Source organism: Flavobacterium oncorhynchi (genome assembly GCF_002217355.1).
In the GTDB taxonomy this organism is placed as follows: domain Bacteria; phylum Bacteroidota; class Bacteroidia; order Flavobacteriales; family Flavobacteriaceae; genus Flavobacterium; species Flavobacterium oncorhynchi.
Genome location: NZ_MUHA01000010.1, coordinates 99,267 through 122,916 on the forward strand (window position 1 = coordinate 99,267; position 23,650 = coordinate 122,916).

20 protein-coding genes and 1 tRNA gene are annotated in these 23,650 nt (G+C 32.0%); 7 read left to right on the top strand and 14 right to left on the bottom strand.

Annotation, left to right across the window (positions count from 1 at the left end):
* Nucleotides 1-113: 113 nt before the first annotated feature.
* Both der and era read right to left on the bottom strand, forming a co-directional pair.
* A complete protein-coding gene (der, locus tag B0A75_RS08740; protein WP_089053902.1) occupies nucleotides 114-1,421 on the bottom strand; it encodes a ribosome biogenesis GTPase Der in 1,308 nt (435 codons plus the stop codon).
* 234 nt (nucleotides 1,422-1,655) lie between these two features.
* The gene (gene era / locus B0A75_RS08745) at nucleotides 1,656-2,537 is read right to left on the bottom strand and encodes a GTPase Era (protein ID WP_089053903.1); all 882 of its coding nucleotides are present in this window, start codon (nucleotides 2,535-2,537) and stop codon (nucleotides 1,656-1,658) included.
* A 117-nt stretch (nucleotides 2,538-2,654) separates the two neighbouring features.
* Here era and B0A75_RS08750 point away from each other — a divergent pair.
* The 4 genes from B0A75_RS08750 to B0A75_RS08765 all read left to right on the top strand — a co-directional run bounded on the left by B0A75_RS08750 (nucleotide 2,655) and on the right by B0A75_RS08765 (nucleotide 5,581).
* Nucleotides 2,655-2,727, top strand: a tRNA-Met gene (locus tag B0A75_RS08750).
* Nucleotides 2,728-2,785: 58 nt separating this feature from the next.
* On the top strand, nucleotides 2,786-3,040 hold the full coding sequence (locus B0A75_RS08755) for a GIY-YIG nuclease family protein (RefSeq protein WP_089053904.1): 255 nt from the start codon (nucleotides 2,786-2,788) through the stop codon (nucleotides 3,038-3,040).
* A gap of 459 nt (nucleotides 3,041-3,499) precedes the next feature.
* The gene (locus B0A75_RS08760; protein ID WP_244284368.1) at nucleotides 3,500-4,546 is read left to right on the top strand and encodes a serine hydrolase domain-containing protein; all 1,047 of its coding nucleotides are present in this window, start codon (nucleotides 3,500-3,502) and stop codon (nucleotides 4,544-4,546) included.
* Between the two features lie 495 nt (nucleotides 4,547-5,041).
* Entirely contained in the window at nucleotides 5,042-5,581 is a 540-nt protein-coding gene (locus B0A75_RS08765; RefSeq protein WP_089053905.1) for a DUF3575 domain-containing protein, read from the top strand.
* Between the two features lie 150 nt (nucleotides 5,582-5,731).
* Here B0A75_RS08765 and B0A75_RS08770 read toward each other — a convergent pair whose 3' ends face one another.
* The 10 genes from B0A75_RS08770 to B0A75_RS08815 form a co-directional block, all read right to left on the bottom strand.
* Nucleotides 5,732-6,247, bottom strand: a complete 516-nt coding sequence (locus B0A75_RS08770) for a hypothetical protein (RefSeq protein ID WP_089053906.1) — start codon at nucleotides 6,245-6,247, stop codon at nucleotides 5,732-5,734.
* A 22-nt stretch (nucleotides 6,248-6,269) separates the two neighbouring features.
* Entirely contained in the window at nucleotides 6,270-6,818 is a 549-nt protein-coding gene (locus B0A75_RS08775; protein WP_089053907.1) for a hypothetical protein, read from the bottom strand.
* Nucleotides 6,815-9,490 carry a hypothetical protein gene (locus tag B0A75_RS08780; protein WP_089053908.1) on the bottom strand — a complete coding sequence of 892 codons (2,676 nt, stop codon included), beginning with the start codon at nucleotides 9,488-9,490 and terminating at the stop codon, nucleotides 6,815-6,817. Before B0A75_RS08780 ends, B0A75_RS08775 begins: the two co-directional genes overlap by 4 nt.
* Nucleotides 9,483-10,280: a hypothetical protein gene (locus tag B0A75_RS08785; protein ID WP_089053909.1), complete on the bottom strand. Its 798-nt coding sequence runs from the start codon at nucleotides 10,278-10,280 to the stop codon at nucleotides 9,483-9,485. The genes B0A75_RS08780 and B0A75_RS08785 overlap by 8 nt, the downstream gene beginning before the upstream one ends.
* 112 nt (nucleotides 10,281-10,392) lie before the next feature.
* Nucleotides 10,393-10,947 (bottom strand): hypothetical protein, encoded by a 555-nt coding sequence (locus tag B0A75_RS08790; RefSeq protein ID WP_089053910.1) that lies wholly within the window; start codon nucleotides 10,945-10,947, stop codon nucleotides 10,393-10,395.
* A gap of 663 nt (nucleotides 10,948-11,610) precedes the next feature.
* Nucleotides 11,611-11,892 carry a hypothetical protein gene (locus B0A75_RS08795; protein WP_089053911.1) on the bottom strand — a complete coding sequence of 94 codons (282 nt, stop codon included), beginning with the start codon at nucleotides 11,890-11,892 and terminating at the stop codon, nucleotides 11,611-11,613.
* Nucleotides 11,893-11,907: 15 nt separating this feature from the next.
* Complete coding sequence (locus B0A75_RS08800) at nucleotides 11,908-12,612, bottom strand: hypothetical protein (protein ID WP_089053912.1); 705 nt, start codon at nucleotides 12,610-12,612, stop codon at nucleotides 11,908-11,910.
* A 151-nt stretch (nucleotides 12,613-12,763) separates the two neighbouring features.
* Nucleotides 12,764-13,576, bottom strand: coding sequence for a formylglycine-generating enzyme family protein (locus B0A75_RS08805; RefSeq protein WP_089053913.1), 813 nt, complete (start codon nucleotides 13,574-13,576; stop codon nucleotides 12,764-12,766).
* Between the two features lie 95 nt (nucleotides 13,577-13,671).
* Nucleotides 13,672-14,223, bottom strand: a complete 552-nt coding sequence (locus B0A75_RS08810; RefSeq protein ID WP_089053914.1) for a GNAT family N-acetyltransferase — start codon at nucleotides 14,221-14,223, stop codon at nucleotides 13,672-13,674.
* Between the two features lie 385 nt (nucleotides 14,224-14,608).
* The gene (locus B0A75_RS08815) at nucleotides 14,609-16,621 is read right to left on the bottom strand and encodes a M13 family metallopeptidase (RefSeq protein ID WP_089053915.1); all 2,013 of its coding nucleotides are present in this window, start codon (nucleotides 16,619-16,621) and stop codon (nucleotides 14,609-14,611) included.
* Between the two features lie 526 nt (nucleotides 16,622-17,147).
* Here B0A75_RS08815 and B0A75_RS08820 point away from each other — a divergent pair.
* Nucleotides 17,148-18,587, top strand: a complete 1,440-nt coding sequence (locus tag B0A75_RS08820; RefSeq protein WP_165765106.1) for a S41 family peptidase — start codon at nucleotides 17,148-17,150, stop codon at nucleotides 18,585-18,587.
* A 159-nt stretch (nucleotides 18,588-18,746) separates the two neighbouring features.
* Here B0A75_RS08820 and B0A75_RS08825 read toward each other — a convergent pair whose 3' ends face one another.
* Both B0A75_RS08825 and B0A75_RS08830 read right to left on the bottom strand, forming a co-directional pair.
* Nucleotides 18,747-19,454, bottom strand: coding sequence for a DUF6090 family protein (locus tag B0A75_RS08825; protein WP_089053917.1), 708 nt, complete (start codon nucleotides 19,452-19,454; stop codon nucleotides 18,747-18,749).
* 459 nt (nucleotides 19,455-19,913) lie between these two features.
* Nucleotides 19,914-21,257: a serine hydrolase gene (locus B0A75_RS08830; protein WP_089053918.1), complete on the bottom strand. Its 1,344-nt coding sequence runs from the start codon at nucleotides 21,255-21,257 to the stop codon at nucleotides 19,914-19,916.
* 307 nt (nucleotides 21,258-21,564) lie between these two features.
* On the opposite strand from B0A75_RS08830, the gene B0A75_RS08835 reads away from it, so the two are divergent.
* Both B0A75_RS08835 and B0A75_RS08840 read left to right on the top strand, forming a co-directional pair.
* On the top strand, nucleotides 21,565-22,719 hold the full coding sequence (locus B0A75_RS08835) for a helix-turn-helix domain-containing protein (protein WP_089053919.1): 1,155 nt from the start codon (nucleotides 21,565-21,567) through the stop codon (nucleotides 22,717-22,719).
* An 88-nt stretch (nucleotides 22,720-22,807) separates the two neighbouring features.
* Complete coding sequence (locus B0A75_RS08840; RefSeq protein WP_089053920.1) at nucleotides 22,808-23,362, top strand: porin family protein; 555 nt, start codon at nucleotides 22,808-22,810, stop codon at nucleotides 23,360-23,362.
* Nucleotides 23,363-23,650: the final 288 nt, after the last annotated feature.

Below are 23,650 nucleotides of genomic sequence, written 5' to 3' on the forward strand. Positions count from 1 at the left end.
GGTTTAATTGTTTATTTTACATTTATTTAAATGTAATTCCGATAAAAAATTGATACTGTTATAGTATAGACACAAAACATAAAAAAATCCCCTATTCAAGGGGACTTCTTTTTTTACTTTTCTCTAATATAAATATCAATCGGAACTCCTGCAAAGTCCCAATTATCTCGAATTTTATTCTCTAAATATCTTTTGTACGGCTCTTTTACATATTGCGGCATGTTTGCAAAAAACACAAACTGAGGTGTTTGCGTTGGCAATTGCATACAATATTTAATTTTTACATATTTACCTTTTGTAGCCGGCGGCGGGTATGCTTCAATTACTTTCAACATGTATTCGTTGAATTTTGAAGTCGAAATTCTTTGTTTTCTATTTTCAAAAACTTGAACTGTAGCTTCTAATGCTTTTAGTAAACGTTGTTTTGTTAATGCCGAAACAAACAAAATTGGCACATCTGTAAATGGCATTAATTCTTTTTTGATTCTTTCTTCGTAATCACGGCTTGACATGGTGTCTTTTTCGACCAAATCCCATTTGTTTACTAAGATTACAACACCCTTACGGTTTTTCTCGGCAAGCCAAAAAATACTTTGATCCTGACCTTCAAAACCACGAGTTGCATCAATTACTAAGATACAAACATCGGCATGTTCAATAGCTCTTACAGAACGCATTACAGAGTAAAACTCTAAATCTTCTTTAACTTTTGCTTTACGACGGATTCCTGCAGTATCAACTAAATTAAATTCAAAACCAAAACGGTCAAATTTTGTATCAATCGCATCACGAGTTGTACCAGCAATATCTGTTACAATATAACGATCCTGACCAATTAAGGCATTGATAAAACTTGATTTTCCTGCATTTGGACGTCCTACAACTGCAAAACGAGGTAATTCTTCAGTAACTTCAACTGGTTCTTTTTCTGGAAATGCGTCAATTAAAGCATCTAATAAATCTCCAGTTCCGCTTCCTGAGATACTTGCAAACGTAAAATAATCTCCTAAACCAAGATTATAAAACTCAATTGCATCTTTCTCACGCATTGCGTTATCAACTTTATTTACAGCCAACAAAACTGGTTTTGTTACTTTGCGCAACAATTTAGCAACCGTTTCATCCATTGGTGTAATTCCTTCTTCAACATCTACAACAAAAATAATAACATCGGCTTCGTCGATAGCAAGCTCAACTTGTTTACGGATTTCACCTTCAAATACGTCATCAGATCCGCGAACGTATCCACCCGTATCAATTACAGAAAACTCTTTTCCGTTCCACTCGCTTTTACCATAGTTTCTATCACGGGTAACCCCAGATACTGAATCTACAATAGCTTCTCTTCTTTGTATCAGCCTATTAAAAAGGGTCGATTTCCCTACATTAGGTCTTCCTACTATCGCAACAATGTTATTCATTTTTTTGAATTTTAGATTCCTGATTTACAATTTTAGATTTGTTTTTTGACTAAATCACAATAAATTATAAATCTCAAATGCTTTATTTAAATTTTTTGCAAAGGTAGTTAAAAAAAGTTGCTGAGATGCTACGTTTCTAAGTACCTAAGATTTTATATTTTTTGTTTCTAGTTCAGGTTTCAGGTTGAACGCTAGAACCGAACTTGAAACCTGAAACTTGAAATAGTTTAAACTCTATTGATTATAACCAAATCGTTTCAACATATTAGCGTTGCTTCTCCAGTTTTTATTCACCTTTACATAAAGCTCAATGTGAATTTGCTTTCCGAAGAATTTCTCTAAATCAACACGAGCATCCATTCCTACTTTCTTTAGAGCGGCACCTTTATGGCCAATGATAATTCCTTTTTGAGTATCACGTTCTACCATAATTACTGAACGGATTCTGATAATATTAGCATCTTCATGAAATTCCTCTGTCACGATTTCAACCGCGTATGGAATTTCTTTAGCGTAATTCAATAAGATTTTTTCACGAATAGTTTCATTTACAAAAAAGCGTTCCGGTTTATCCGTTAACTGATCTTTAGGATAATAAGCTGGCGATTCTGGCAATAATTCGATAATTCTGCCAAAAACTTCCGGTACATTAAAGTTCTGTAAAGCTGAGATTGGAAAGATTTCTGCATTTGGCACTTTTTCTTTCCAAAAAGCAACCTGCTCTTCTAATTGTTCCTGATTTGAATTGTCGATTTTATTCAACAATAACAAAACTGGGATTTTAGCATAAATAATTTTATTGAAAAAAGCTTCATCTTTTAAGTCTTGCTCTCCTATTTCGACCATATAGATTAAAATATCAGCATCTTCAAAAGCCGATTTTACGAAGTTCATCATCGACTCTTGCATTTCATACGCCGGTTTTATAATTCCGGGAGTATCAGAAAGTACCAATTGAAAATCTTCGCCATTTACAATTCCTAGAATTCTATGACGTGTTGTTTGTGCTTTTGATGTAATGATAGATAGTCTTTCACCAACAAAGGCATTCATTAGTGTTGATTTTCCAACGTTTGGATTCCCGATGATGTTTACAAAACCTGCTTTATGTGACATTTGCATAATATTTTAAGGTGCAAAGGTAGTCATATCAACTCAATACAGAAAATAAAACATTTTTTTAAGTTTTCGTTGGATTTCTAAAAAATCGGCGTATCTTTGCACCCGAAACATCGCGGGATAGAGCAGTAGGCAGCTCGTCGGGCTCATAACCCGAAGGTCACAGGTTCGAGTCCTGTTCCCGCTACTAAGAAAAACACCACTTGAAAAAGTTGGTGTTTTTTTCGTTTATAGCATTTTGTATTATGGAAGAATTTGTAGTTTACATTCTTTACTCAGAAAAATTTAATAAAAATTATACTGGCTTTACTTCTAATCTAATTGAAAGATTCAAATCTCACAATCATCTTGAAACAAAAGGTTACACACTAAAATTCAGACCTTGGACAGTTATTCATATTGAATTTTTCAGTTCTAAATCTGAAGCAATGAAAAGAGAAAAATACTTAAAAACAGGAATAGGAAGAGAATTTATTAAAAATATCATTTTAAACTTATAGCTCGCCGGACTCATATCCGCCGCGGCGGACACAGGTTCAAGTCCTGATCCCGCTACTAAGTAAAGCTTCAGAGAAATCTGGAGCTTTTTTTGTTTTCTACCTTTCTGATTCTCTTTGTGGGCACAGATTGCAAATCTGCGCTATCGCTATCTACATATCGGAGCGATCAGGGTTTCAGTCCAAAATTCTCCTTCTTTACTACATTTAAAAAAACTACAGGACTAACTCCTGCAGAATATCAAAAATCCCTTCTAAAATGAGTTCAATATTATAGAATTGAACTCCTATTTTATAAATTAAAACCTCGAAACAATCTGCATTCGGGATATTTGCGCTTATTATTAATAATCTTAAAAAATGATAAAAGCATCGAAAGTTATAATACAAAGTATTTTCATCTTCCTTCTTCTCTCAGCTATTTAACCCTTTAATCAGGGAATTAAACTATAAATTACGACAATGAAATATTTAATCACTATTTTATTTTTCACATTACTTGCCTGTAAAAGTGTTCATCAAACCAATATTCAAAGTGTTGAAAATGCGATTACAAATAATGCTGTTCAGTTATTAGAAGACAAACGATTTCATTCTGTTTCCGTTGCAGTGCTTAAAGATGGAAAAAGCACAATAAAACATTTTGGTGAACTAACTATCGGAAAAGGAAACAAGCCAAACGATTCTACACTATATGAACTAGCTTCTGTAACTAAAACTTTTACAGGATATATAGCAGCGAAAGCTGTGCTTGACAAAAAAATAAATTTAGATGATGATATTAGAGTTTATCTTGATGAACCTTATCCTAATCTTGAATTTAAAGGTGAACCTATAAAAATCAGACACCTCATCACCCATACAAGTGGATTTCCTAATTTCCCTATAAAAAGCGAAAATAAAAAAGCTTTTTTTGAAGGATTAAAACTAATCAAAATTGAAACAAAACCTGGAGAAGTATATTACTATTCAAACACGGCTCCAGAGTTGACAGCATATATACTTGAAAAAGTATATCAAAAGCCTTTTGAGGAATTGGTAATGGATTTTGTTTTGAAGCCAAATAAAATGAACGAAACCAAGTTTGCACTAAATGAAAATGATAGAACAAAATTAGTAAAAGGTTATAACGATAAAAACGAGTTAATGCCTAACTTCACTAGGACTTTATGGGGTGGAATTTCGGGATTGCATTCTACGACTACGGATTTAGTGAAATATATGAAATTGCAACTAGACAAGTCAAATCCTATTGTAAACGAATCTCATAAAAAATTATACAAAGAAGGTACTGATTTTTGGGAAGGTTATCATTGGTACATCATAAAAAATGATGACGAATTAATTTATAGACATCACGGAGGTATATACGGAATGCAGAATTGGTTTGTGATTTATCCAAAACAAAATATAGGAATATCCATATTGACAAACACCAGCTTTAATGAAACAGGCGAAATTTTAGAAAAAGTAGTTGATAAATTGTATGCTGATATAAATAAAAAATAAATAGCGCATAACAACTAAGTGCTAAATTCTAATTTAGTTTCTGGATTGAACTTTAATGCAAAACTGAATATTTCCGCTTCAATTTCCACCAGTTAGCCAAGCTGCAACCGCTTGGATTTAAATCAAGTCAATTTATATTATTTTTTTTAATTATTAATTTTAAGATGTTAATGCAAAAATCGCATAATAACCTCAATAAACTAGTGAGATAATTGACAGCTCCTGTTACTAAGACAAAGCTTCAGAGAAATCTGGAGCCTTTTTTTTGTTTATACCTTGATTCTCTTTGCGGGCGCGAAATCACGAGACATTCAGACAGCTTTCCCCAAGAAATCTTCGAAGAGCGGGGTTACAAGCCAGTCGCTACAAGCCAGTCGCCAAATGAATATAAAACCACAAGCAAATAGGTACCAATTTATACAGTTTTGAGCTTTTGAGACCTTTTCTAATTTTTCTTATATGAATTTTGGATTTAAATAATTCAAAGCACTTTTTATGAAAAAAAACTTTTTACTACTGATCATTTTATTTGTCTTTTATTCTGCCAATGCTCAAAATGGAACTGATCTTTATCAGAAAAATAATGAAATTAAATTAAACGCTCTTGCTCCTTTATGGCAATCTTTTCAGGTTGGTTATGAAAGACATTTAAATCATAATTCGTCATTAGGAATTTCTTTTTATTATGTGTTTGACAATAAAAAGAATGAAAAGGATTTAAATTATTCAATATCTCCGTATTACAGAAGATATTTTGGTAAAAAATACGCATCAGGCTGGTTTGTTGAAGGATTTGGAATGCTGGCTTCAACAGATGGCAAAAAAATATACGCTTCAGAAGATCATTCTATATATACTGAAAATCCCGACGTTATTAATTTTGCTCTCGGTGCCGGCGGAGGCTGGAAGTGGGTCAGTAAAAGCGGATTTCTTTTTGAAGCAAATATTGGTTATGGTGGTATATTAATCAATGCAGATAAAACAGATCATACTATTGTTGCAAAATTTGGGCTTAGTGCTGGATATAGATTTTAATAAAACTTATGATTCAATCTAAAAAAAACGTCAAATTCTTACGACAACTTTATTAAAATCATCCATAAACTGGTTAGATATTTGAATGCTTCCCACTACTAAGACAAAGCTTCAGAGAAATTCTGAGGCTTTTTTTATATCTGATGTTTTTTATTGCGGACCAATAGTAAATACAATACGAGCAGTGTAGTTATCAACCGGAGTTGTAACAGACACTCCTCGTACTCGAAGGTTTAAACCAATATTAGTTACTTCTGCTAATGATAAAACAGCAACTACTCTAAATAACTCTGTATCATTTGTAAGAACCTCCTGATAGGGCGCCGCTTGATTTGGAGTCATACTACAAAGCACACATAATCCTGATCCGTTATTTAGTTTTCTTACATCGATTTTTAGCGCATTATTCCAGGTAGGATTGGGTTCATATCGTACCGAAATCTTACCAGTACCTAAAAGAGCCGGCACTGTCAAATTTAAACTCATTTGAGTAGAGGTACTTTCATAGGTTCCTGCATAATCAGATCCTGCTTCTGTAATGGTTGGAACAACAGGACTCCAATCTGTACCTACTACTGTAATCGTTTGAGATTTAGCAGCTATACATACCAATAAAGCGCCCGCTAAAAGCAATAACCTTATAGATGCATTTATTCGATTTTTCATACTGGAATGTTTCACCATCTTTTTAGTTACTAATAGTATAGGTTATCGTAATTATTTTACTAGTTGTTTGTACCAATTTCTTATAATCATCAACTTCTAAAGAAATATTCAGCAAGTGTCCGTTATTAATACCATTTCCTGTATAAGCACCGCCAATACCCGTTATAATTGTAGTAGGCGAAGTGGTTAGTGTAACTTTACCGGCTGAAGTTCCAAGAGTACCTCCGCCGCTACCAGTAGCAGCTGCAGCTTGAAGTTTTACAAATAGTCCCGCAAAGGACTGATCAATTTGGGCACTAATAAATCTTGAAGGCGTTGTTGTTTTTTTAGCAGAGGTATAGTTCAACCATTTTGTGGTATTAACAGCAGGAATCGTCAGCGGACGACCCGCTTCTGTTGGAGCCAAAAAGTTAAAAGAAATAGCAGTCATACTCGGTTCAACATCAAGTAATGCAACTTCTGAAAGATTTATATTAATATTACGGTTTCCAGACGTTTGCGCTGAAAGAAAAAAAGTACCACAAAAAAACAGCAATACCCCAAAAACAAATTGAATTGAATTAAAAATCATTTTTTATCTTTTGAAGTGTTAAAACCTACTTTCATTGGTTTTTGCAAATATTTTATTTCTTTCTCTGTTTTACTTATCTTAATCTGAACTTGTTTTTCTTCATTAGGGTTAAGTGTTAAATTTATTTCATTAGTAAGAATTTTATATTTGCTGTCTAATGCGCTGCGATATACCTTTAACTTCCAATCTCCTGGTCTTAGGTATGTAAAATCAAAAGGCTTGGTTATTTTACATATTTTTCTAAAAACCTGATTATCTGATATTATTTCGACAATTACACTTTGTTCTTTGTTGGCAATATCTTTGTCATCGAGTATTATAATTCCTTTAATATTTGAGGCTTTTGTAATACCAAAATCGAGATAATTTCCTCCTTCTACTATCGTGACTTTAGCAGGAATATCAATATCTGTAATATCTTTTACCCCCAGTGTTCCTTGTTCTATCTCAAGAAAATAAGTATCGGGTTTTACATTTTTAAACAAAAAATGACCCCGTTCATCAGTAATAGCTGAGTAAGGCCCCAAATGAAGTTTTACACCTTGTATTTGTGCACTCTCTAAAGTAGTGATATTTCCTTCAAAAAAACCATACTCTTTGACTTTTTTAATAGGCGCATGAATATCCAGCGCATACCGTACAGAAAATGAAAAATCTTTATTCTCTAGTTGCTTTTGTGCTAAAGCATATCGAGAAAGCATGTTTATTTGCTGTCTTGGTGATATTCTGTAATTTAATGCCAGTTCCAGAAGATTTCTATCTCTATAGTATTCCTCAAGATAGTATGTATTTTGATAGAATAAACTCAGATACCATCGATCATCAATAGTCGCATTTATACGTCCTCCATATAAAAACAGTTTCTCATCCTTTGCTGCATATCGACTCACAGTGGAATAACTGCCATAAAGGCTTATAGAATTTCGCTTGTAATTATAGCTTACGTTTGCAGTTTGTATTGATGTTTTACCCGTTGAATTAATCAAAAAATTAGTTGTTTCTGCGAAAAACATTTGAAAATTGACCGAAAACTTATAAATATCCTGAGTTAATTCGATACGATTAAATCTTTCTTTATAAAAAAACTGTTTATGCTCCATTCTGTCTTCATATTCCTGAGTTCCGCTAAACAAAGAAACCGCTCCACTTTTTAAATAGTTATAACGTATTCCTATTTGAAAAGCTTCTCTAAATGGAGCCGCACCATAGAGCGTATCTCTTTCAAAATTTCTCGCATCCTTTTGATAATTAGCAGAAAGGTTCAGTTTGGGTAAAACCCGGTAATTAACGTTGGAAGTAAAAAATTGCGTATCTGTATAATAACCTGAAAAATGAGGAGATGCATATATATAACTTGCACTAACATTTAGATCATTAAAATAAGTTTGGGCTTGCAGCTGCCATGCAGTTCCTTGTGTTTTTTCATTATTACTTACAGCATATTCTCCTTGTATACCAATTTTATCAAAAACATTTGTCTCACCAGAAACATAATGCAAATGATCCTCCTGATCAATATCTTTTCGTTTCAGTAAATATCCGTAGCGTATATTATTTTTGGCATTAAAGTTCACTTTAGCATAAACATTAATCTCCTCTTTAATATCTTTAAAAAAACGCGGTTTATTGTAAAACCCACCTACCTCTAATTTCTTGTATTTTTGTCTTAGTTCTATACCTCTTCCATATCTTGAAAACTCGGTCAAAAATGATGAGTAAAAGATCTTATCTCCTAAATGAACATAAAAATTATTGGATTTATAATTAATAAAATATTCTTCATACTGAGAAAAGACAGTTAATCCGAAACGATCCGGACCGATTGCCCTAAATTCAAGAAATTTTGTATTCTCTTCATTTAAAGCTCCTCTTCCATAAATTTCTCCCTGAAAACCAGAGTCATAGTCATTTCGCTGCTGCGTCCCAATATACGTTGCAGCTACTCTAATAGGAAAACGAAGCCAGACATCTTCATTTACCGGAAAAGCGGGAATAACATTTGTAATCTGCGAGGCAAAAACAGATTGCGTAGTGTCGCTTTTTATAGAAGCCGTAAGTTTAATTAAGTTTTGTGACGGCTTGGGTTGTTTAAGATCAGTAGATTGATATGCGTTTATTGTTGCCGCCATCCCAGGTAATAACAAAATAGGATTATCTCCTTTTACAAAAGTTGCTGCAGAAGTCTCGATAAAGATATTTTCTTCAACGTTTCCCTCATTTTTTAGAATAAAAAAGCTATGAATAGTATCTCCAGCTTTTACATAGCTTGGCGTAGAAATAACATCTAATGTTATCCGCTGTACCTGACTTACCATTAACGCAAAATCTTGAGAATACAAAATAGCATTTGTTTTATCATTAATAATTAAATGCATGCTGTCTTTACCTTTTGATGCATTAATTGGTACTTGAATAGCTGCTAAATATATTTTAGTTTCATTTGCAGCTAAATCAAGTTCATAAGGAGCTGCGGCTAAAATCCAGCCTTTTGGAAGTGTGACTTTTGGAGTAACCAAAATATCTTTTGAAAATGGATTAGTAATCTTAAAAACCAATGTCTGTACTTTTCCCGGAGTAAGAAACTCATTCTGGTTTACTAAATTAACCGCAAGGTTTTGCGCCTGAAAAAAATAAGGAATAATGAATAATAATATAATTATTATTTTATTCATTTGGTATATTTAGTTCAACATTTATTCCAAAAACATGATCATCACTACTACTCGCAAGTATCGAAGCATTATATTTTCCAGAAGGAACTGAACTTAAATCTATAGTAAACAGCTTGGAATTGTTAGGCAGCAAACTCATTATATCGCTCTTGAATTTTCCTTTATTACTACCGTCTTTACTGTCAAATATCTCGATGGAAGCTTCAACAAGATGAAATACTTCTCCATTATTTGAAATTGAAAGTTCTAAAATATTCTTTCCGGTAATTTTCTTTAAATCAATAGCATCAAAAGTCATTAAAGCACTTGCTGGTTTTTCATTTGTGGTAATGATCTGAATGCTATAACGAATGAGTGTTCGCAGCTGAATACCATTTTTGACATTATTGGGTACAATATCATCAACAGGTTCGACCATTACAACGCTCCAAAAACTGCCGCCGGGAGTGTTTTCTGGAATAATGATTTCATAAGATACACTTGCCTTACCTTTACCTTCTATTTTTAATAAATCAGTATTTAATTTAATCCATTTTAAATTGCTCCTCTTATTTTTTCCATAATCTTCATAAAATGAAGTACCTGTCGCATTATAGCTGTAGTCTTGCTGATAAAGCCTTACATTTTGAGGAGCATCGGAAGTGTTTTCAATTGTGATAATTCCTTTTTGCAGTGTTCCTTCTTTTAGTCTGTAATTATGCGTCAAACCATTGGTAATAACAATACTTGCGAATAAATTAGTGTACGCAAAGAAAACTGCAATAAAAAAGAGTGCTTTTTTTAAAGTCATTATAGTAGGTATTTAAGATATTCAGGTAGTTTTGGGGAAACAAAAAAAGTGCCTCCTGATTTTACGTAAGCGACACTATTTTTGTTCAAAGATCTTGTAAAAAATACTGCTTTTAGTTTTCAGCAATAGTATAAGTAACTGTTACAGATGGCGTAGAGGCAAATAAACCTGTGTAATTATTAGCATGTAATGAATAAGTCAAATTGTGTCCGTTTGAAGCACCATCTCCAGTATATGAAGCTCCAATTGCTGATACAATTTGCTGGTCAGCAGCAGTAAGAGTAATTGCACTGCCGGCAATAGTCCCCAGTGTTCCTCCTCCATTTGATCCAGTAGCTGTAGCTGCCTGAACTCTTACATCTAATCCAGGTACAACTGCATCCATTTTGACAGATACTTTAGCCGTTTTTGCACTTGCTGTTGGAATGTAAGAATAATTGAGCCACAAACTAGCATTGTTAGCAGGAGCTACAATAGGCAGACCTGCCTCTACAGGAGCAGTAAAAGCCATAGTAATATTTTTTGACAACGCTGGTTCAATATCCACAATAGCGACTGTGGGAATTGTAATTCCTACTGTGTGAAAATCTGTTCTAGTGTCTTGAGCATGGGCTTTGCCAAAAACAACCATAAAAAATACAACCGATAAAATGTTAAATTTTTTCATACGAAATGTTTTATATTTTATATAAAATTATAAAATTTTCAAACATATCTCTATAAAATCTTACAATTTTAATAAGTTTTTTTACTTAACAATCTTCAACTTCCTATTTTATGTATAACAGCCGCAACAATGATTAACAATACCATTACTACAAATTAAAAAAAACATAATTGCTTCTTTTACAAAATCTGTTAAGCAAATCTATATCGATCATAAGTCATAAAAATCATTTTGATGCATTCATTTTAATAAAAAAGATTAAGCTGGCAATAGTATAAAGCATTGCTGAAAACAAAAAATATCATTACTCTATTTTGTAAGATCCAGAGAAAAATTTACGACCCGAAAGTAACGGATTAGCTTATCTTGTTCTAAAATAGTTTTACACAAAACGTAAAAATATTGAAAGATAATTTATCTCAAATTTGAATATACTATCTAATGAAAAATGCTTCTATGAGATGCTTTTTTATCTTTGAAATTAAGACTTTTTAGTCTGGACTTTGTTTTTAATAACATTCATTCTGGAACAGAAAACAGAACAGGGAAGAAATGCAAAAAAGATTCCGAGAAATCTGAAGTTTTTTTGTTTTTACAGCTTTTCAAATTGAAATTAAAAAAATATAAAAACTAGATATGCAGATTGACAAGAAATGCTAACAATTAAGACTTTGGTGATTTTTTAATTATTTTTTTCCATATCAGAACAAAAAATAATGAAGTTACTGCCAAGATAAAAAACATATTACTAAAGGTAAATTCCGATGTAACAGTTGTAAAAATATAATCGGTATGCTGTTCAGGAATAAATCCTCCTTTTGTTTTCGAAAAATCTTGCTGAGATGTATCATAACCTTTTCTGTTAAAATCCTGAAGACCAAAATAACACAATAGAAAGATTGAAATTAAAGTTATAACGAAATAAAGAATTGTTTTGTTTCTCATAAATTTAAATAAAGATTAATCGACTCTATTTTTATTTTTCATTGCATCATAATTATCAATAAAAGCTGAAAGTTCAAATAATGGTGTTAATTGATTTAAGTCTTCTTTTCTTGTTGGCATATTATGAAAATCATAATTATCTACTTGTGTCATAAATTTGTATTCCCCAACCAAATTATCTAACAATACCGAGCCGCCATAAAATATTTCGTTATAATTTTCTTTATTAATTCCGGGAGAATATATTATCAATTGTAAGCTATCATTTTCAACTATTGGAAAAAATTTCATTTTAGAAGGTTCCAATTTCAACTGATCCGACAAGTAAATAATCTCCGTTGATAACTTCTTATCTTTCTTTTGTCTAAAAGCTATAAATTTCCAGCTTTTAATTTTTGGAGATTTTTCTACCATTTTCTGCACGGTTGGTATTAATTGTTTTACACCATCTGCAGAAATGGTTAAAGATTTAATTCCATTTTTTATTGAGTTTACTTCAAATGCGAGTCCACCTTCAATTGTGCTTGCATGGTTTAAAATTTCTTTTAAGACTTTATCATTATTTGTTACTTTACTAAACCTTTCTTCATTTGCCACAAACCAATTCCAAAATAACCTGATCTGTTTATCCTTTAATTCTGCTGTATTTTCCTGTTCTATTTTTTTGTTACAACCTGCAATTGATATAAATAAGATCAAGTATATTAGTATGTTTTTCATTTTATATCACAACATTTTTATAGTAAAACAAATATAGAAATACTAATAGATATGTAAACAAAAAATTGAATCTACAATATCTAATTAAGCTCCAACCACTTTTTTTATGATAGCTTTTTATAATAACTAATTGGATGAGCGGCGGTTCTTTTTATTTACTTTTCGCAATTCTAAATCCAAAACCGTCATTTCGAGTATCTTTTGGAGATTGGTATCGCACTTCGGGCATATGAATTCCATATTCTAATGGTTTTCCATCTGCACTTTGGGTTTCGTAAAACCAACTAACGCCTTTCGAAATTTTATATTTTCCTTCTCCTTCTATTGGTCCTTGAGGATTCTGTTTGCTTACCAAGCTATCCTTTTCAGGATTATACCAATCAGAAACCCATTCACCCACATTTCCAGTCATATCATGAATTCCTAATTCATTAGGTTTAAGAAGTCCAACTTTATGAAAAATGCTGTCTGAGTTTTCTTTTACCCAACCAATCTCGATTGGATTATTGCTGCCGCTATATTTGTAGTTTTTAGTTTTCTTTCCACCTTTGGCAGCATATTCCCACTCGGCTTCTGTTGACAATCTTCCTCCTGCCCATTTTGCATAGTCATTTGCTTCATCCCAAGTTGCAAGCATTGGATTATTATCTATCCATTTATAATGCACCCTTTTTCCGTAGGCATTTTCAATAGGTGCGTCAGGCATTTTTCTGCCTGTTTTTTTACAAAACTCTTTAAACTGCTTGACCGTTATTTCATATTTACTTATATAAAAGTTATCAAGTTCAACCATTCGGTGTGGACTTGTAAAACCATTTATTGTGTCACCTTTGGGAGTAATAATAATTTGGTTTTTGCCTTGCTCAAAAGTCCCTCCTTCTACAAAAATCCAATCAATATTGTCTTCTTTACAGGAAGTGAATGCAAAAAAAACAAGAAAAATTATAACTATTTGTGTTTTCATACTATGTGTTTAAAATTACTTCTAAAATGTGCAAAAATACCAGTGTTAACTGACAGAAACTACCGTTAGAAGTTCGAGCTTTTCTACTTGATTTCTTATTCAGGCTTTATTAAATTGTCTTTTACTTTAGCATAAATATCAAGACTTATAAACTTGTCATTTTTAATTTCACAGTCTTTCATAGTTCCTTCGTATTGAAAGTCAAGTTTAGCCATTGCGTTTTTACAATTCGTATTTTCCGACTCAACAAATCCTTCAATTCTGTTAAGGTCTAAATTTTCAAATCCATAATTACAAATTAAGGGCATTGCTTCTTTCATAATTCCATGTCCCCAAAAATTTGGAATTAACCAAAAACCGATTTCTGCTTTTTTATGTTCTTTACTTAAATTATTTAATCCACCCGCTCCGTAGAATGTTTTGTTATCAGCCGAACAAATAGCAAACCAAATTCCTGTTTCATTTTTTTCAAGGTCAGCAAAAAAGGACATTTGTTCTTTAGTTGCTTCCAATGTTTGAAAACTCACTCCATAATATTTAATAACTTCTGGATGTGAAAGTCCTTTGAAAACATTTTCAAGATCACTATCTGCAAATTGCCGCAGTAAAACTCTTTCGGTTTTTATAGTTGGAAATTCTTTTTTCATGATTTTTTATAAGTTTCTGATTATTTGTTTTAGTCTTCAAATACTGAACGCTAACTTATTTATATGTAAGACAAAACCATAAATATCCATCCAAATTTGAATAGACATATATAATAAATTTCACACATCTTTGACTTTCAAATATATAATTTTTTCAATACAAACTATCAAAAGGATTTTCAGTTTGATTGCTATTTATCGACACTTATAGGACTGGTTGTGAAAGCAAAAAGAAGAGAAAATTTAAGATGTGCATTCTAAAATATTGTAATAATCAAGGGTCATTTGTTTAGACATTTGAATACTTCCTACTACTAATAAAAAAAGCTTCAGATTTCTCTGAAGCCTTTCTTGTTTTTAAATGAATGTCAGCATGAGCAAAACGCTACCAAATCGTTATTCTATCTTTCTCTGGTAAAAACATTTTATCTCCAGGTTTTACATTAAATGCATTGTAAAAAGGTGTCGTATTCATTAGCGGACCATTAACACGCCAATTTGGCGGCGAATGCGGATTATTGTTGATCCATAAACGCAGGAACTCGTCTTTCATTTTTACTCTCCATATTTTGGCTATAGAAATAAAGAAGCGTTGGTCTGGAGTAAAGCCGTCAATTTTTTCATTCCCTTTTCCTTGTTCTGTCATTTTAAAAGCATCGTAAGCAACTGCTATTCCAGCAATATCTGCCGTATTTTCGCCAACTGTCATTGCGCCGTTAATATGTAAATCCCCCAAAACAGTATAGGTACTATACAAATTGATAACCTGTTGTATTCTAGATTTAAACTGCGCGTAATCTTCTTTTGTCCACCAGTTTTTCAGGTTTCCATCCTTGTCATATTGCGCACCTTGATCATCAAAAGTATGGGTTATTTCGTGGCCAATAACCATTCCGATACCTCCATAATTAAGTGCATCATCTGCATTATTATCAAAATATGGAGCTTGTAAAATCCCTGCAGGAAAAACAATTTCATTTGCAGTAGGATTATTATATGCCGTAACTGTTGGAGTTGTAGTATACCATTCTGATTTATCAACTGGTTTGCCCAATTTTACCAATTGAAACTGATATGCAGCCGCAGCGGCCGAAACCATATTTTCAAAATAGGTGTTTCTAGCTATGTGTACATTGCTATAATCTCTCCATTTATCTGGATATCCTATTTTCTTCGTAATGGCAAATAATTTTTCTTTGGCTTTTTGTTTCGTAATAGGACTCATCCATTCTAATTTGTCAATTCTTTTGCCATACGCTTTTTGTAAATTATTCACGAGAATTAACATGCGTTTTTTAGCATCTTCTGGAAAATATTTCTTTACATACAATTCTCCCAGCGCATCGCCTAAGTAATTATCAACAACATTAGCCATTTTTTCTCCGCGTGATTTTTGTACAGCTTGACCAGAAAGCACCTTAGTGTACTCAAATGAGGCATCTACAAAAGGTTTACTCAAATCATCTGCATATCTTTCTATAGCATTTGCTTTCAAGTAAATTTTCCAATTATTAATAGGAATGGTTTTTAAGAGCTTATTTAGAGCGTCATAATAGGCTGGCTGACTTACATTAATAAAATCGGTTTTAGCTCCTAAATTATTTAAAAAAGTATTCCAATCTATGTTCGGATGTCTTTTTACAAGATCTGTTACAGCCGTTTTATTATAATTTGCCTGCACATCTCGAAGTTCAACTTTTGTTTTATGTGAACCAGCAATTTGTTTGTCAATACCGTAAACTAAATCAGCATTCTTTTTAGCCTCTTCGGCACTGCTGCCTGTTTGTTGAAATAATGCAGTAAGGTATTTTTTGTATGATTCCTGTATAGCTGCAGTCGATGAATCTGATTTGAAATAATAATCCCTGTCAGGCAAGCCAATCCCTGTTTGATAAAGTTGAGCAATGTTCATGCTGCTGTTTTTATCATCGGGTGACACTCCAAAAGCTATAATAGAAGAATTGCCTGCTTTTTCTTCATTAGCTACAAATTTCATTAACGACGGTAAATCACTAATGGCTTCAATTTTAGCAAGCAAGGGTTTGATTGGTGTATAACCACGTTTGTCAATGGTTACAGTATCCATACCTGATGCATAAAAATCGCCTACTTTTTGCGCTATACTTCCTGCTGAATTCTCACTTTTAGAAATACTGTCTAATATTCGCTGCAGGCGCATTCGCTGCGGAAAATTCATAAACATATAGGCGCCTACTCCGGCTTGAGATGGTGGTATTGATACAGAATCGTACCATTTGCCATTTACATATTTAAAAAAGTCATTACCAGGTGTCAATGTAGAATCTATTCCAGTGATGGCAACATTTTTTTTCTCCTGATGTTTTGAACACGCTGTAAAAGCTAAGAATGCAATAAAGAGCACTAAGGATTTTTTCATAAGCTAGATGGTTTCTATTAAAATAAACACAACAACGTTTAAAAAAAGTTGTTTTAAAATGGATATGCCTGGCATAGTTAATTTTAGCAGAACAATATACGAATTCAGTTTTTAATTCTAAAGTTTTTTATCAAATCCAAAGTAAAGACAAATGCCGCTGACTCTTGCATGAGAACTTTTTACAAACAAAAACTAAATACCTATTAATCAAAACACTACAATTCTATCCTGTTTATTTTCATTGCTTTTCATTAAATCTCTTTGCATCATTTTTCTTTTATTGTAATGCAATTTTATCTTACTTTTATCACAAGAATGCCACTAAAAAAATAAAGTAAAAAATGATTGCCAACAGCGAATATTAAACTCTAAAAATTAACCCCTAAACCTTAACCTATAGCTAATGTACTACATGAATAACAAAAAACTGATCCCCTTTTTTATACTATTATTTTTCTTGTCCTGTAAAATTCAGGCGCAAGGACTTGATAAGAACACGAAGGATAGTTTAATAATCTACAATAAAATGCTTTCAGAAAAACAGATGCATGAGGATCTTAAACTACTTCTTGCCATAAATGAAAAAGCAAATTCTGGCTTGTATCAATACCGTTCTAAAAAACAAATAGACAGCATTTATAGCGCAGCCATTAAAAGTATTAAAAAGCCTTTGAGCGTTAGTGAGTTTTACAAAATAATGCTCCATCTGGCAGATTATGAAGGAAGTGTACATAATTATACTATACCTGATCTAGATTTAATAAATTTTTTAAATCGGCAGAAATCATTTTTCCCTTATCCTCTTATCTATATTAACGGACAAATTATTTTCGATGGTCAATCATCAGAAATCCCTTCTGGTTCGAGAATAAGAAGCATAAACGGGGTAAATGACGCACAATTGATGCGCTCTTTTTATAAATATTATACGGCGGATGGTCATAATATGACAGAAAAGTTATCGGCAAGCGTAAATAAATCGTTTGGGATAAACTATTTGCTGGAATATGGTCTTTGCAACGAATTCATTATAGAATACAATGCACCAAAATCTGAGTCTCTTGAAAAAAAGGTGCTTTCTGCAGTAACACTGAAGCAAAGAGAAACAAACATTAAAAATAGATTTAGCGCTCCTGTTACTGATTTGATAGATTACAAAAAGCAGGCTCCTTACAGCTTTAGCATGCTTAATCCCGCTGCAGGTTTATTAAATCTAAGATGGTTTGGCATGGCGTACGGATCTGATGATCCTAAGTTTCAAACGTATGTTCAATTTTTGGACAGCGTTTTTACAAAACTGGACAAAAACAAAGTTGCTAATCTGATAATTGATGTTAGAAATAATCCAGGCGGAAGTGATCCTAACTTTGAACAACCTGTAATGTACCTTACAGATAAGCCATTCAAAGAAAATGTAAAGGCGACCATAATCTTTGATCCTAACTTTTTGCCTTTCGAGAAATATTTCTGGGGCGTTTCGACATCAGAACGCATGGATAGTATTACCAAAAAAATGGGAAAAGAATACTTAAAAGATGTGTATCCGGTTTTCAAAAACAACATAAGTGTGCAAAACCAAAAATACAATCCAGTTTATTATCCAAAATCACCAAGATTTAAAGGCAAAATTTATCTTTTGATTAATGAAAATGTGGCATCAGCAGCTTCACATTTTGCTTCTCTGGTAAAAGCGTATGTTGAAAATGTTACCATAGTTGGTGTGGAAACCGTAGGTGGTTACTATCGTCACAATGGGCATTCGCCACTGGTCTATGAACTTCCAAATTCAAAAATAAAAACACAATTTTCAATTGTAAATCTGGTTCAGGATGCCCCAAAAAAGGCTAATCAACCAGAAGGTCACGGCATTATGCCTGATCATGAAGTATGGCCTTCTCTAGATGATTTTTTTCAACATAAGGATACGCAAATGGAATTTACGCTTAAACTTATAGAGATGAAATAATTTGTTTTTTATACTTTAAAAAACAACAAAAAAGCTTCAGATCTCTCTGAAGCTTTTTTGTTTATATATTGTCTGACTCAGATTACAGATATGAAGTCAGAGACATCTGCGCCTATTTTCATAACGAAATTTTCTATAAGCGGCAGTTGTATATGTGTTTTATTTATTCAGCTCTTTTTCAATTTCTTTAATAAGTTCAATTGTTAGTGGTTTTGTATTTTTTTCATAAACTCTTATGTTATTATTACCTAGTTTGACAAGAAATTCAACTGTCTTTTTAAATTTTGGGTCTGCATACATCTCTTGTTCTGATTTATCCGCATTTTCTATCATTTTATCAAAACACTTAAACAGAAAATCATTATAATATTTGTCGACTTCGTTGATTGCCGGTACATATATTTGGTAATAATTTAAGATTTTCTGTTTTAATTTTTCGTCTTCAATATACCCAATTTTACCACTAGATTTAAAGCCTTCAAAATTACCAATATTCATTTTTGGTCCATGTGAATAAATTGGGAACTCAACTTTATTTTTAGACTTATAAATACTGTCAAGTTGATGAGGCGTTAGTGCTAAAATTTTTTCATAATCCATGTTTGATTTTTTGTATGCTTCCTTTTCAATGTCGATGCTTTTTACATCATTTTGCAAATCATTCTTTAAATTTTCAAGAAATACCTTTACTTCTTCTTGTTGATGTTTGTGTTCGCTCCAACTGTGCAGCGATATTGAAAGTGTTACTGCAAAAACAATTATGAATATTTCTATTAGGATTTCTTTCACTTTATCTCCCAATGAGTGCTCTTTATTTTTCGCCGCTTTGTAAATTCTTTGAGTGTGTTTTTGTACTTCTTCTTGCATAGTTTTTGGTTAAAATATTCTCTGATTAATTTGTTTTTGTCTTTGTTTTATAAAATAGCGCAACTTATTATACATTTGGAAAATGAATACTTATCCATGCAAATTTGGGCTAATATTGTGATATAAATATCTCACAATATTAATTCTCAAATATATAATTTTTCAATTATAAATCATCATATGGACTTTTATTTTACTGTTGTTTTTGATGCATAAAACGAATCTGGACAAGGAAACAAAAAAGGTTTTCGTTCTATTTTACAAACAAATCATCGCGATGTTTTAAAATTAAGATGCTCATTCTGCTATACTATAACGATCCTCAATAATTTGGCCGGTTAATCAACTGTTTCTACTACTAAAAAAGCTTCAGATTTCTCTGAAGCTTTTTTATTTTAATCTGTTTACACTTTGAAATAACTTTATACTCACCATCGAGACACTCGCATCAGCAAAAGATTATTGTTCATTGGTAATTGCGACATTTCTCTTTAAAATTTCTTTCACTCCTCCTTTTGTTAGAAATATTGAATTGTAAGCACCTGATTTATCAAGTATAAATTCTATCGTCCTATCATTATTATCTGCTCTAAAAAATTTTGTTTTTGACTCAGGCAAAAGCTCCATATCTAAACTGTTATAAAATAGTTTTTCTCCAATTTTAATTATTTCGATTTCTCCATACTTGCCTGCGAATTTATCATACTGAGTACTATCTGCCTTCGCTTGATGATGTTTATAAGGAAGTTCAACCCCCATCTGTAATGCAATTGCCGAAAGGCCATAAGCTATGATCTGTGAAGATGATTCGTTGTTTGAAAGTACTGTTACAAAAATTTTATCCTCTGTAAATCGATTAAAAGAAGTCATTGTGCCAAAAAAACCTCCATCATGTCCAATTAGCTGATGTCCATGATTATAAAATGGATTAATCATAAATCCATACCCAAAACCTTCATCACTATAGGAAGTAAACATCAGTTTTTTCATTTCGGCTGTTAGTATTGTTGTTCCATAAAGTATATTGTCCCATAATGCCAAATCTTCAATAGTAGAATAAATGCCGTCGTGTCCAACATTAAATCCCCAATTGATATAAGGATTCTGAACAAATCCCGTTTCGGTTCTATAATAAACTCTTGCTTTTTTTGAAATTATCGAATCATTATTACTTACTCCTGTATTTTTCATTCCTGCTTTGTCAAATATATTTTTCTTCAAAAAAACCGCGTATTTTTCACCAGATGTTTTTTCAATAATCTTCCCCAATAAATAATAGCCAATATTACTATAAGCACTTTGCGTTCCCGGCGAAAACTCATAGGGTATTTTTTTTATTTCGTCGTACGCAACATCACTAGAAACAGTAGTTAATGCCAATTCTTTAAAACCTAACGCTAGTCCTGAAGAGTGACATAATAACATATGAATAGTAACATTATCGGCTTTTGGATAGTCTGGAAAAAATTTACTTAACTTATCAGTAAGTGACAATTTCCCTTCTTGGACTAATAATAGAATAGCAGCTGCCGTAAATTGCTTTGTAACAGATGCCAACTGAAATTTAGTATCAATTGTGTTTTTAATATTCCATTCATAGTCTGCCAAACCATATGCTTTTTTTAGTAAAATCGAGCCATTTTTTGTGACTATGACTGCACCGCTAAAATTATTTACATCAACCTGTGCCTGCATATATTTTGCCAGATTAACCTCTTCCTTTTTTTGTCCAAAAATTAGTGTTGAGAAAAGAATGAATATCAAACTTGGCAGCAATTTATTGATTAGATATTTTTTTTTCATATTATTTTTTTTCCGTTTGAGATTGTTTTAGTCTGTTTGCTTTCTAGTAATTTAGTTTTATTGATACAAATATAATTGATACATCAATTATATTTGTATGTTTTACTTAATTATTTTAAAAAAGTTTCTTTTAGATCAGATTTCTAATTTCCATTTTAGTTAATCATTTCTTAATCCCTTCAGAAAATCATTTGCATTAACCTAAATTCGTTCTGTAATTTAATATGAAATAAGCTATGTTTTAAAAACCAACTAAATACCATTATTCCTCAAAACAAATCTTAAAAATAACTTTTACTTTATAAAATTGATTTATACCACAATTTTAAATATTGCGATTTTTCAAGGAGTAATCTTGGGCATCATTATTCTAAAATCTTCCTTATTCAATAGTAATTCAAATAGATATCTAGCCTACTTGTTATTTACACTTTCCATCGTTTTACTAAACTATGTTTTTGAACTTGAAAATGTGTTTAAATCCTATCCCTTAATACGTTTTACAGACGCTGTCGATTGGATATTTCTATTACCAGTTTTCACTTTTCAGTTTATTATAAACCGCATTGACGATGCCGTAAAAAACAAACAAAAAACGTATTTGTATTACATTCCATTTGTCTTTAACAGTATTCTTAATGTTGCCGTTTGTCTTGACATTATAGCAGGAATTTATAAAATTCCCGAGGCATACATCCCTGTAATCAATATACTCAGGATTATTCAGCTTTTAATGGCCGTTATCATTGTCCTGTTTCTGCCCCTTTATTCTTATTTTATGATAAGGCATTTAAAAGACCCTCAGGAGAAAAAATGGGTCATTACCATATTAACCTTCATGCATTTGCTGCTGGTTACCTGGCTGACTACCTATTTGGCTGGTTATTTTTTTCAATTAGATATTTCTGCTGCCATGAGCTGGCTGGCAATATGTGCTACATTTATAATTCATTGGACAGCTTATGCAGGTATTTACAAATACAAACTTGCCAAGAACAAAGATGCTATTTATCATTTTCTAAACAATGATTTAGCTGTTTCGTCTGCCGGCTTACAAATTATAGAAAGCAGGCTGACAGAAGAAAACAATGCCTCGGAAGAATACCGAGAATCTATCACGGCAGATAATCTTTATTTTCAAAAACTAGAACTTCTTTGCAAAGAGCAGCACATTTATACTGACAGCACATTAAACAGAGAAAAAGTTGCTGAACAACTTGGCATAAGTGCAGGTTATGTTTCACTAATTATAAATACGATTACTGGAGACAATTTTGCCAATTATATAAATAACTATCGAGTTGAAGCGGTCAAGAAAATGATTTCAAATTCTGACTATGAAAACTACAATTTACTGGCAATGGGATTAGAATCTGGGTTTACTTCAAAAACCACTTTTTATAAGGCGTTTAAAAAAGTAACCGGCCAAACACCCAATGAATACAAAAACACAATTAAATAAGTACCGATTTGTACAGATTTAAGCTTTTGAAACCTTTTCTACTTTTTAAAAAATCAATTTTGTATTCAAATAATTCAAATCACTTTTTATGAAAAAACTATTATTACTAGCTGTTCTTACAGTTTTAGGTTTTGTAAATGTTAATGCACAAGAAATTAAATTTGGTGCAAAAGGAGGTTTAAACTTCGCAACTGTCAGCGGAGATAACACCAAAGGCATTGATTATGTAACAGCATTTAATTTAGGTGTTTTATCAGAAATTCCAATTTCAGAAAAATTTTCTTTTCAGCCTGAATTAATGTATTCTGGTCAGGGATATAGTTTCAATGATAATACAATTGCTTTAAGTTACCTAAACCTTCCTTTAATGGGAAAATATTACCTAACTAAAGGTTTTAGTGTTGAAGCGGGACCGCAAATAGGCTTTTTGCTTGCTGCTAAAAATGAAAAAATAAACGTAAAAGATTCGTTTAATACTTTTGATTTTGGCGTTAATTTTGGCTTAGGCTATAAACTTGAAAACGGTCTTAATTTTGGCGTAAGATATAATCTAGGATTAACTGACATTAATAATGTAGATAATTCTTCCAGCAAAAATAAAAACGGAGTATTTCAAGTATCTATTGGTTATTTCTTTTTCTAAAGCTTATGATTTGGTCTAAAAAGGAATTCAAATTCTTGTAACAACATTATCAAAATCTTAAAAAAACTGGTCTGACATTTTAACGCTGCCTGAAACTAAGTAAAACACCACTTGAAAAAGCTGGTGTTTTTTTCTATTTCAGATTCAGCAAAATCATATCCGTAGTAACAAATACAAGTTCCAGTTGTGTTACGTTTCTAAAATTCATAAAACAATTCAAAGTCTAAACTCAAGTACATTACTCACAAACATTTCATAGTTAAAGCAATATTTTAAAAGGACAGCTTC